This is a genomic window from Dyella sp. (genome assembly GCF_051954575.1).
GTDB lineage: Bacteria > Pseudomonadota > Gammaproteobacteria > Xanthomonadales > Rhodanobacteraceae > Dyella_B.
Genome location: NZ_JBQCHP010000167.1, coordinates 1 through 11,622, shown reverse-complemented (window position 1 = coordinate 11,622; position 11,622 = coordinate 1). Strand labels below are relative to the sequence as shown.

6 protein-coding genes are annotated in these 11,622 nt (G+C 63.9%); 2 read left to right on the top strand and 4 right to left on the bottom strand.

Translation table 11 applies throughout. The annotated features are described in order from the left end of the window. Positions 1–315 precede the first annotated feature (315 nt). Together ACTHNE_RS19845 and ACTHNE_RS19840 are read right to left on the bottom strand one after the other, a co-directional pair. The gene (locus ACTHNE_RS19845; RefSeq protein ID WP_440270118.1) at positions 316–1,968 is read right to left on the bottom strand and encodes a FecR domain-containing protein; all 1,653 of its coding nucleotides are present in this window, start codon (positions 1,966–1,968) and stop codon (positions 316–318) included. A 255-nt stretch (positions 1,969–2,223) separates the two neighbouring features. Continuing rightward, positions 2,224–5,049, bottom strand: coding sequence for an ATP-binding protein (locus ACTHNE_RS19840; RefSeq protein ID WP_440270117.1), 2,826 nt, complete (start codon positions 5,047–5,049; stop codon positions 2,224–2,226). Positions 5,050–5,259: 210 nt separating this feature from the next. On the opposite strand from ACTHNE_RS19840, the gene ACTHNE_RS19835 reads away from it, so the two are divergent. Together ACTHNE_RS19835 and ACTHNE_RS19830 are read left to right on the top strand one after the other, a co-directional pair. Beyond that, positions 5,260–5,925 (top strand): response regulator, encoded by a 666-nt coding sequence (locus tag ACTHNE_RS19835; RefSeq protein WP_440270116.1) that lies wholly within the window; start codon positions 5,260–5,262, stop codon positions 5,923–5,925. Positions 5,926–6,334: 409 nt separating this feature from the next. Further along, positions 6,335–7,642 carry a sensor domain-containing diguanylate cyclase gene (locus tag ACTHNE_RS19830; RefSeq protein WP_440270115.1) on the top strand — a complete coding sequence of 436 codons (1,308 nt, stop codon included), beginning with the start codon at positions 6,335–6,337 and terminating at the stop codon, positions 7,640–7,642. 139 nt (positions 7,643–7,781) lie between these two features. Here ACTHNE_RS19830 and ACTHNE_RS19825 read toward each other — a convergent pair whose 3' ends face one another. Together ACTHNE_RS19825 and ACTHNE_RS19820 are read right to left on the bottom strand one after the other, a co-directional pair. Then, complete coding sequence (locus ACTHNE_RS19825) at positions 7,782–10,553, bottom strand: TIM-barrel domain-containing protein (RefSeq protein WP_440270114.1); 2,772 nt, start codon at positions 10,551–10,553, stop codon at positions 7,782–7,784. A 142-nt stretch (positions 10,554–10,695) separates the two neighbouring features. After that, positions 10,696–11,622: class I SAM-dependent methyltransferase (locus ACTHNE_RS19820; protein ID WP_324945290.1), on the bottom strand; the 927-nt coding region annotated here is incomplete at its 5' end.

Below are 11,622 nucleotides of genomic sequence, written 5' to 3'. Positions count from 1 at the left end.
GTCGTCCGGCGTGTAGCGCCAGTAACGCGCGTGCAGATCGTAGAGCGCATTGTCCAGCGGCACGGTGAGGCCGCTGACGATCAGCAATACGACGAGGCCGACGCCGACCATCCAGAGCATGCCGCGGACGAGCCAGGCGAAGGCAGTGGGCATCAGCCGCTTTTCTCCCTGACGAGCGGGTAGCCGCGAAGGTCATTTTTCCTTATCGCCGTCATTACCCCGAAAGCGGGGATCCATTTTACAGGGCAGATAGGGGCAACAAGGATTACCGCTTTCGCGGGAATGACGGCGGTGAGGGTTATGCGAAACATGCGGCTACAACAACAACCACAATACCAACCCGCCACCACCGGCAATCGCACCAATGCGACACGCCAGGCAGCCCAGCCGGATCTTCTGTACCGCACCCCACGGCCCCGCGTAACCATCCGTATCGATGGTCTGCACGCGTACGTACCAGGTGCCCGAACCGGGTTTCTTGATCTCGAGCATCGGCTGATCCAGCGTCTGGTCGATCGGCGGATGCGCGAAATCGGGGTGGCGATCCATCTGGATGTGGTAGCGCTGTCCCGGCGTGCCGGCCGGCCAGCCGAAGCTCACGTTGTTCTTTGACGATGTGGGTTTACCCACTTCCGGTGCCGGCGGTTGCGGCACCAGGTCGAACGGCAGCGGATCGGTGAATGGGCCGACTTTGCCCTGTTTGTCGCGGCTGGCAATGCGCCAGTAGTAGTGCCCGTAAGGCAGCGCATTGGGGGCGCGCACGCTGTCGCCGCTCAACTGCGCTTCGCTAGCCAGCGGCTGCGTGAATTGCTCGTCGGCGGCCAGTTGCCATACGTAGGAGCCCGCTTCCAGGCTTTCCGTCCACTGGAAGCGCGGACGCGTATCGCGCAGCTTTTTGCCGGGCAGCGGCGCCATCACCAGCGGCGGCTGCGGATGGCCGTTGATGTGCAGCGTGCACACGCCATCATCGCCTTCGAGCTTTTGCGCGTCGATGCCGTGCACGCGCACGGCGTAGTCGCCGTCCGGCACATCCGGCAGCGCCAGCTGCGCGGAGGAGGTTACGTGATCGAGCAGCAAGGCTTCGAAGCGCTCGTTCGGAGCCATCTGCACGCGATAGCTGGTGGCGCCATCGAGCGGCGTCCAGGCGAACGAGTAAGGAAGCTTGGTGACCGGCTGCGTGGGACAGTGCAGGACCGGTGCGGACAGCAGTGTTTGCACGTGCGCGGGTTTGGCGCCGTCGGCCACCGCCACGCCGTGTTCCTTCGGCACCAGCACGTGCGCGCGATCGCCGGCCACGTCCACGCGCCCGGTCAGCACTTCGGTGCGCGATTGGCCGTCGTCCGCCGCCACGCGGAAATGCGTGCCACGCACGCTGGAAATCGTCCCCGGCGTTTCCACGCTGAAATGCGCGCCGACGCCGGTCATTGGCGTCACTTCCGTGGTGACGCGGCCATGCTGCAGGCGCAGGCGCGTATCGACCATGCCGGTGCGGCCGTAGGCGCTCATCTGGTCCAGGTCCAGCGTGCTGTCCGGTTCCATCAGCAGGCGGGAGCCATCGGCGAACTGCAGGGTGAGGCTGGCGTCGTGATCGGTGCTCAGGTGTGCGCCGATGCCGAGCGTCATGCCGGGCGCGACGTTCTCCGGCGGCATCGCGTTGGAGCGTTGCACGTGCGCGCCGCCCATCACCGCCACCACCGTGGCATTGGCCGGCTCCAGGCGCAGCCATGCGATCGGTATGCGCATCGTCATGCCCGGCGGCAGGTGATACGGATCGGCCACCTTGTTGTACGCCTGCAGCTTCTGCCACGGCACGCCGGGTTTGAGATAACGGCTGGTGAGGTCCCAGATGTTGTCCTGCGGCCGGACGCGATAGGTCCAGTCCGCAGCGGAAAGCATCGGTACGATCGAGACAGCCAACAGCAGCGCGGCCAACCGCGGCAACAGCCTATTACGGGTGGGATGCATCATTCCCCCTGAGAACCAACAAGACGCCCCCCTTTCGTCGTGGGCTGGCACGCGGCAGGCAACCTTGGGTCCTAGGGTTGCTGACGGCGCCGAATGGTGGGGGCATTGTGGGGGATGTGCGGGCGATGCACCAGTTCCGTTGGGCATGGGTGCACGCCATGTCATGACGGCCGCGGGGTGGTGGCGTAGGTTGGGTTGGCGCAGCGTAACCCAACGAATTTCGAAGGATCCTGTTGGGTTACGCTGCGCTAACCCAACTTACGGGGAGTCTTGCGCAAGTTCATCCAGCGCGCTGCCCAAGTTCTTCAGGTATCCCGGCAACGCCACCAATGCACGATCGGCATCGGCAGCCATCAACGCGCGCCCATCAGTCATCACGCGGCCATTGGTGAAAAGCTGCAGCGCGCCGAGCACGCGATGCAAGGTGCGCTGCGCCAGTTCGCCGTCCGATTGCGCAATGGCCTGCTCCAGCTTCTGCATGTCCACCGCGCTGGTCTTCAGCATCGCCTGCAGCATTTGCGCGCGTAGATCTTCCATACCCGGTGCGGCGAACACGTCCTCGAAAAACACGGGTTCCACGGCAGGCGGATCGGCCTTCGCCTGCGGCGCCCATGCGCGCAGCTTGTCTTCCAGCGGGCGCAGCTGCACTGGCTTGCTCAGGTAATCGTCCATGCCGGCGTCGCGGCAGCGTTCGATCTCGCCATCCAGCGCGTTGGCGGTCATCGCGATGATCGGCAGGCGTGTGTGCCGATGTTCCTTCGCTTCGTATTGGCGCCACGCGGTCGCCAATTCGTAGCCGTTCATCAGCGGCATCTGGCAGTCGGTGAGCAGCATGGCGTAGTCGTGCCGGCGCAGGGCGTCGAGCGCAGCGTGGCCGTCGCCGACCACGTCGCATTCCCAGCCGAGCAGGCCAAGCTGGCGGCGGATCAGGGTCTGGCTGATCGGATGATCTTCCGCCACCAGCACGCGACCGGCGGGCGCCGCGACGGCCGGCGTGGATGGAACCGCACCGCGTGCCGGTTGCGCCAGCGGTTGCAAGGCTTGCACGCAGATGCGCGAGACCGCCTGCCATTTCAGCGGATTGGCGTGCAGCCACAGATGTTCGTCGCGCACGCCGCTGCTGCCGTTGTCGCCGGCATCGACCAGGATCGGTTGCGCAGCGATCGCCGCGGCGCTTGCCTGATCGCCCGCATCGATGAATAGCAGGTTGGCCGCCGCACCGCGCCGCATCGGTTGCGCGGGCGGAATCTGTTCCACCGTCAAACCCAGCGTGGACAGGTGCGCGGCCAAGGCGCTGGCGGTGCCGGCCGAAGCGAGCCGCACGATCGCATGCCGTCCGGCCAGTTCCGGCGGACGATCGGCTTCGCGCTGCGCGACCGGCAGGCGCAGTTCCAGCGTCACCTTGGTGCCTTCGCCGAGCCGGCTGCTGAGTTCGATGCTGCCGCCCATCAGCTGCACCAGATGCCGGCAGATCGCCAATCCCAGGCCGGTACCGCCGTAGCGGCGCGTGGTCCAGGATTCGGCCTGCGAGAACGGCGTGAACAGCGTGGCCTGCTTGTCGGCGGCGATGCCGATGCCGGTGTCGGTCACGCTGATGCGCACGCGCTGCGCGTGGCCGTCATCGCCGATCACGCGCAGGCCGACCGAAACGCCGCCGCGCTCGGTGAATTTCGCCGCGTTGTTGAGCAGGTTCAGCAGAATCTGCCGGATGCGCACGCTGTCGCCCACCAGCTTGCCGGCGAGCGTGGCATCCGCGCCCACCTCCACAGCCAGGCTTTTCTTGTGCATGGAGCCGGCCATCATGCCGACCACGTTGTCGAGCAAGGTGCGCAGGTCGAACGGCTCGTCGTCCAGGCGCACGTTGCCGGCTTCGAGCTTGGAGAAATCCAGCACGTCGTTGAGCACCTGCAGCAGCACGCCGGCCGAATCCTCCACCGCATGCACCAGCTCGCGCTGTTCCTGGTCGAGCGCGGTGCGGCCGAGCAGTTCGAGCATGCCGATCACGCCGTTCATCGGGGTGCGGATCTCGTGGCTCATGGTGGCGAGGAAATCGGCCTTGGCCTTGGACGCGCGCTCGGCCGCATCGCGCGCGGCCAGCAGGGTCTGGTTGTGCGCATTGATGCTGGTGGTGTCGATGAAATAGCCGATCCATTCGATCTTGCGGTCGGGCAACCGGCGCGTGCCCATCACCAGATGGATCCAGCGCAGGCCTTCGGCGCCGTAGGCGCGAAAATCCAGCGTGACGGTGCCGCGATGCCGCGTCGCGCGTTGCAGCAGGCGGCGCAGGGCAGGCACGTCTTCCGGATGGATGCGGTCGTGGAACGGCCAGTCGCGCAGCACATCGTCGCGTTCCAGCAGTTCGCTTTGCGTCAGGCCGAACAAGGCGTGCAGATTGCCTGCGACGAAGGCCAGCCGCGGCTGGCGATCGTGACCGCGGCGCGCGGCGAACACCACCACCGGCATGCGCGGGGTGATGTCGCGCAGGCTTTGCTCGGTGGCGCGCGCGCTCAGTTCGATCTGGCGGTATTCGGTGATGTCCAGCAGCACGCCGATGCTGCCGTCGGCGCTACCGTCTGGCGCATGCGTGGGCGCCTCCAGGAACAGGCCGGTGCGCTGGCGACCGTCGTGGCTGACGTAATCCAGTTCGGACCGCTGTACTTTGTCCTCGCTTACCGCATCCATGCCGAGCTGGTGCAGGCGCTGCGTGGGCGGCGTGCCGTCGGCAAGCGGCAGCCAGCGTTGTCCGGCGAGTTCAAGGCTGCTTTTGCCGGTGGCCTGGATGGGATCGATGCCCAGCCGCTGCAGGCAAGCCTGGTTGAGCGCGCGATACCTGCCGGCGGCATCCTTGACCAGGATCGGAAAGGGCACTGCATCGAGCTGTGCCTTGGCCAGCGCCGCCTGCTGCTGCGCGAAGCGTTCGGCCTGCGCCAGTTTCTGCCGCTGCACGAACAGCATCCGCAACACCGCCAGCGCCAGCAGGGCGGTAAGGCTGAGCAGCACTGCCAGCACCACTACCGCCAGGGAAATGGGATTGGCCTCGAGCCAGCCGGAAGCCACGTTGCTGATGAAAAGGGCAAGAGTCACGGTGGCATATCGAGCAAGAAGGGTCCCTGTGGACGGGCGTGGGCGCCCGCCGTGGCGCCATGATGCCGCAAGCCCGGTAGGTATGCTCTGGTCTATTCCACGCACCCGGCACGACAACCACAGGCCAGAGCGCCCTAGGCTTGCGCGTTCTTTGGGTAGAATCGCGCACAGAGCGGCCACATACGCCGCCGGTTGGGAACTGTCCCCGCTATGTCCCCGAATGGTGAGATAACCCGGATCGTCATCGCCGACGATCATCCCGTCGTGATGCTCGGCATCCGCGCGCTGCTGAAAGAACACAGCAGCCTGAAGGTGGTGGCCGAGGCGAGCAACGGCCGCGAGCTGCTGGCGCTCTTGGCCAGTGAGCCGTGCGACCTGCTGATCACCGATTTCTCCATGCCCTACGAGGACGGCTCCGGCGACGGCCTGCCGCTGCTGCGCCGCGTGCGGCGCGATCATCCGTCTCTGCCGATCATCGTGCTTACCATGCTGCACAACCCCGCGCTCACCCGCGGCATGATGGCGGCCGGCATCAACGGCCTGGTCGCCAAGGGCGCGATGACCAAGGAACTGCAGCTCGCCATCGGCGCCGTGCTGAATGGCCGCACATATATATGCGAAGCGATGCGCGAGCACGTGATCGACTGGTCTCCCTCGGCCGAACTGGACGGCGCCGCCGATCCCGCCGTGCTGTCCCGGCGCGAAGTGGAAGTGGTGCGGCTGTACGCGCAGGGCTTGTCCGTCACCCATATCGCCGAACAGCTGCATCGCAGCGTGAAGACGGTCAGCCAGCAGAAGAACGACGCGATGCGCAAGCTGGGGATCACCAGCAATACGCAGTTGTTCGAGTACGCGCGTACCTACGGCTTGCTGTAATCCCCCGAATAGCTGCGTAGGCTGGGTTAGCGCAGCGTAACCCAGCAATATCGCCAAACCGGGGCGGAGCGACGCAAGCTCGCGTTGAAGTCAGGTGCCGCGCAAGCCCAGACAACCCCACCCCGGCCCTCCCCTGCACGCAGGGGAGGGAGCAGACGGCGGCGAGCGCCATGACTCGCGCAAGCGGACGCTTTTAGGAATCGTCCGATACAGCCACCCACCCCCCGACTTGCATCCTTTCCGGCATCAAGCAACGCCATGCGCCCAGGCGGCGGCGTTCGAGATTTCCCGCACGCCCATGGACGAGCGTGTGTCGGCGAGTTTACGCCGGCGGCAGGCATGCATAACCCCCTGTGAGTTATGCCTGCCGGGATTTCCTGTCGTGGTAATGCAGTGCGAGGTGTCGGCAATGTCCAGGGACATGCAAGGTGAGGCGCTCGACCGGCTGCATGCGGTGATTCACGCGCATCCGCAATGGCAGTGGGAAATCGACCAGCGCCACCGCTTCACCCGGGTCGCAGAAAGCTTGCTCGACATGCTCGGGCATCAGCGCGAGGCCGTGCTCGGCGCGCCGGTGCACGCGTTCATGGAGCCGCGCGAAGCGGCGCGCACGGAACGTTTCCTGGCCGCCAGGCCCAGCGCTTTTTCCTGCGCCATCACGCGGCATCGCCGCGCCGACGGCAGCATGGTGGCGGTCGAATCGGACGCCGTCGCGCTGAAGGACGAGCACGGCCAGTTGCACGGCTACCGCGGCGTCGCGCTCGGCGTGATGGACCTCACGCACAGCGAAAACGTGTATCGCATGATGGCCATATACAACACCGCGCCGAGCGCGTTGTGCCTGATCGGCCGCGATGGACGCTACCTTGCCGCCAATGCCGCCTACGTCGCCATCCATGGTGTACCGGCCGAGGCGCTGGTGGGTCGCAAGGTGGCCGAGCTGATGCCCAGCGCCGCCCCCGGTATCCGGAAAAGCCTGCGCTTGATGGATGCGGGCCAGGACGTGCCCGCGCAGGAGATCGAACACCAGGGCAAGCACTACCAGGTGCTGGCCAACCCCGTGCACAACCTGCTGGGGCAGGTGATCGGCATCACCGCCGCACTCAACGACATCACCGACCGCAAGCTGGCCGAGCAGAAACTGGCCGAGATCAATCGCCAGCTCGAGTACTACGCCAACAACGACCACCTCACCGGCCTAGCCAACCGCCGCTGCGTGGACGAGCTGCTGGCGGACGAGGTGCGGCGCGCGATGCGCAGCGAACATCCGCTCTGCGTGCTGATGATCGACGTGGACTTTTTCAAGAAGTACAACGACCACTACGGCCATCTGCGCGGCGACGATTGCCTGCGCACGGTAGCGGCGGAGCTCAAGAAATCCCTGCATCGCTACTGCGACGTGGTCGGCCGTTACGGCGGCGAAGAATTCATCGCCGTGCTGCCCGGCACCGATGCGATCGGCGCGCTGAAAGTGGCCGGCGCCATCGTCCACGCCGTCAATGCACTCAACCTGCCGCACACGCAAAGCCGCTATGGCCGGGTCACGCTGAGCATCGGCGCGGCGAGCCTGGGCAAGGTGCCGCACGCGCAGGGCGTGGACCGCATGCGTGACACGCTGCTGCAAATCGCCGACCGGGCGCTTTATAAGGCGAAGCTGGCGGGGCGCAATACGGTGTATGGATTGTCGACTGCGGAGCTCGACGATACGCAGGATTGAGACCTCGACCTGCAACCCTTATGGCCGTCATTCCCGCGCAAGCGGGAATCCATTTGCTCTGACGCAAAAGCAAGTTGGATTGCCGCTTGCGCGGGAATGACAGTGAGGAGCGCTTCAACTCGCGGGTGTCGTGTAACTATCACCAGGTAACACGCACACCTTCGCGAACGCTTTGCCCAGGTACATTGACCACGACCGTTGCTTCCTTATCGTCCCAGCTCCACTGAGTCGTCGGCTTGTCATTGATGCTGACCGACCGCGGCTTGTCGACCGCATGTATTCGCACCATGTACGAGCGCGACAACGGCTGCCCCTTGTAACCCCCTTTCGCCGGCGAGACCACCAGCTCATGCGAGCCATCCGCCTTGCTCCGGTAATCGATCGCCGTGATCGCATAATCGCCTTTCGCATAATCCAGCGATAAACCATCGTCCTCGTACAGGTCGAAGTGCCCCTTGCCACCGCCGTAGACATTCAGGATCAACGCATCCAATGGTCTGGCATCCGAATAATCGCTAGGCTCCTGCTCGGGAATGATCGCCCCTTCGCGCACGAACACCGGCGTTTCATCCACCGCGTAATGCGCAGTGAAGGAACGCCCGCCCTGATATCGCCTGCCATTGAAGAAATCGATCCACGACCCCGGCGGCAGGTAAACCGTGCGCTCGCCGCTGGGATCGAGTACCGGCGCGACCAGCATCTGGTCACCGAAAAAATATTCGCGCGTTTGCCGATACGCTTCTTCCAGCTCCGGATAACGCAGATACAACGGGCGCAGTAATGGCAGCGACAAGGTATGCGCCTGCCACGTATAGGTGTAGATGTAGGGAATCAGTTGCGTGCGCAGCGTGAAATACTTGCGCATCAACGCAATGCCCTTGTCGCCGTAGAGCCACGGCATGCGGGTGTTGCCTTCGTGCGGATTGGCATGCGCGCTGTGCATGCGCAGGATCGGGCTGAAGGCACCGAATTCGATCCAGCGCGCATAAAGATCGAAATCGAGCCTGGCGCCATGGAAACCGCCGATGTCATGGCTGATGTACGGCGCCAGCACATTGCCGCCACGCGCGGTGAATGCCACTTCATAGGCCAGCACCGGCCATTCCGAATAGGTATCGCCAGTGAAGAACCCCGGATAACGCTCGCTGCCCCAGTCGCCGTAACGGCCAAGGATGAAGGCGCGCTGCCCGGTGAATTGCTGCGTGAAATCGTAGAAGACTTTGTTGGTCCAGAACTGCGGGTTGAGCCCTGGCATCTGCGCCGCGCCACCGCCGCCATCCACCCACCATGAACTCACGCCGGCCTGCAGCAGCGGCGCATGCAGGTCGCGCATGAACACATCCGCCTGATGCTTGTCGGCCAGATTGAAATAGATCCGCTCCGGCGGCGGTACGTCGCGCAACGCCACCGGCCCGCGCAAGATGCCGCCGCCCTGTTCGCCCGGCACGACGCGCAAGGCGATGTCGTTGCGCTGGCCGGCGTGCACATACGGCCTGATGTTGGCGTAGGTAAGACGCTGCGGCCACGACACGCGCGTGTGCTCCACCTCCTTGCCGTTGACGAACAGCCGATACGTCTGGCCGACCTCGCCAAGATAGAGATACAGCGCCGCGGGCAATTTCTCCGGCAACGAAATGTGGCTGCGATACCAGCCGATGCCCTGGTAATCCGGATAACCCTGCTTCTGCCACGACTGATCCGTGCGGATGGGCCTCCATGCGCGGTCGTCGTGGTCGGCGGCAAACCATTGTTGCCTGACGCCTTGATCGCCCGGGTCCGTAGCGAATCGCCATGACGTGGAAATATCCATATCAAAGGACGGTTTCGGCGGCAACGGCCGTCCCAACGCCTTCAGTACGTCCGGCGCATGACTATCGTCGTAGGAAAGAATTTCCTCCTGCGTGCCGGCATAGCCGGGATGGTCGTTGAGGCTGAGCTTGATGCCGCGATCGCGTAGCCATTGCATAAACTGCGTGGGTTGCGAAATCAGCGGGCTCCAGTCGTAACCACCTTGCCAGCCATAGTTGTGCCAGGCGAAATCCAGCACCAGGGTATCGAACGGAATATGGTTCTCGCGCAGGCGTGACAGCTCGTGTTCCAGATACTGCTGGTTGTAATGCTCGAACTGCGGATCGTGCGCATCGGCGGTATTGGGGAAATATTCGAAATTGAAATCCGTTACCCAATTGCCCAGTACGTAGCGCGGAATCATCGGAACGCCGCCGCACAATTGCGCGTATTCCTGCAGCACGTGCGGATAGTTGCGATCGTAGGTGAACAGGTACCAGTCCTGCCCATACGGCTGCTCGCGCGGCGTGATCCATTGCATTTTCGTGTCCCACAGCGGTGTCTGGCTGTCGTCGATAAAGGCAAAGCCGCTGCGGCTGAGCAGCCCGGGTTTGGCGGGCTCTAACGGAATCTCGATACCGGGAATGATGTCGTTGACTGGACTTTCCAGATCCTTGCCCTTGGGCAGATTTACTTCGCTGACATGATCGAGCGAATACGTGAGGCCGCCAAGATTCTGCGTATCGACCTGGCCGGGATGCCAACTATGCGGCGCGCCGTGCGCTTCGTTCCACGTGATCTCGAGATTGCCGGCGTTGAACGCGCCCGAATCGGGCCGATAGCGCAAGACCATGTCGTGCGTATGCACCACCAGCCAGCCATTCTGCCTGGACGATTGCACATCCACCGTCGGCCAATCGCGCTCTTGCACCACCGCGGTGGGTTCGTCCACGAAGCGGCCGTTCGGTGCATATTCCATGCGCACCAGCGAGGAAGTGAGAAATTCAAAACGCGCATTGCCGGCGACAACGGTGGACGTGTTCTGCGTCCGCGCGAACGAAACCAGCGGTGTCGATACGAAACCGAGCAGCGCGACGAACAGCATGCAGCGGAGCGCGTTCATGCGGAATCTGTTGCCAGTGACGGGGAGATTTCGCCACTTATACTCGTCGCAGCGAGTGAGCAAAAGCCTCGCGATTTTTCCCAGTTGCGCCGGAAGCCTTTGATTGCAGGTTACGAATGCCTGGCGACCGGCCCATGATCACTCAGGAGCTTGTTCCTTGTTTGACGACCATGACTTGTCCCCATGGCAGTTCGATCAAGGTGTCCGGGCCATTGCCGACATGCTCGGCAAAACAATGCCGCACACCCGGATCGTAATAGTCGTCGCCAATAAGGATGCCGCCGGCCAGCATCCGGGGCAGGAAAAAGTTCAGCGCAGCGTTGGTGCTCGAGACCAGGTCCATATCCAGGTGCACAAAACTGAAGCGCTCGTTTTCCAAGCCTTGCGTGGTGCGGGGGAAAAAGCCGGGATGAACATGCACTTGTTCGTAAGGGGCAAGCACACGCTCGACCCAGGCCTGCTTGCCATGGATGGTGCCGAAATGCGTCCGCACGTCGGTCGTTGCGGCGTCTGAGGAGCGCTGTTGTGTTTCGAACACATCGAACAGATGCAAGGGCAGCTGTCCCTTCATCTGGCAGATCAGGCGTGCGCTTCCTCCCATGAATACGCCGGCTTCCGCCAGGGCGCCGCCGAGCCGGCACGCGGATCGCACGGCGATCATGATCTGCAGTGCGGCCGCGTCCGTGAGCAGAATCGGCGTGATGGCCCGTGTCTCATGGATGGTACGCAGGTTGCCCCGCCACTCGGGGCCCAGGTGCGCCTGCATGGAGCCGCGCCGTGCCAACAAGGTGCGCAGCAATACGCCTGGCTTGAGCTTGTCCTGCCAGCCCTGGGGGCGCAGCGTTGCCAACATGTTTGCCATAGTGGAGCGGTTCCCCGGGATCGGACGCGACGTTGTTGGCGTAAGTGCGGCGCGGGGGGAGAAAGGTTTAAGGCAACACTGATCAAGTATCGCCGTCGTCACCAGCCCTGTCTGTTCGCAGGCCACAGGGCCGTCGGTGAAGGCAGACTGGCCGTCTGTCGAGGCGACGGACCGAAGGCATGCGGACAGACAGGGCTGGCCCCAACG

Excerpts from the sequence above, each read along its gene's own strand:
- ACTHNE_RS19845 (WP_440270118.1), bottom strand. The coding sequence starts at position 1,968 with ATGATGCATCCCACCCGTAATAGGCTGTTGCCGCGGTTGGCCGCGCTG.
- ACTHNE_RS19835 (WP_440270116.1), top strand. The coding sequence starts at position 5,260 with ATGTCCCCGAATGGTGAGATAACCCGGATCGTCATCGCCGACGATCAT.
- ACTHNE_RS19830 (WP_440270115.1), top strand. The coding sequence starts at position 6,335 with ATGTCCAGGGACATGCAAGGTGAGGCGCTCGACCGGCTGCATGCGGTG.
- ACTHNE_RS19825 (WP_440270114.1), bottom strand. The coding sequence starts at position 10,553 with ATGAACGCGCTCCGCTGCATGCTGTTCGTCGCGCTGCTCGGTTTCGTA.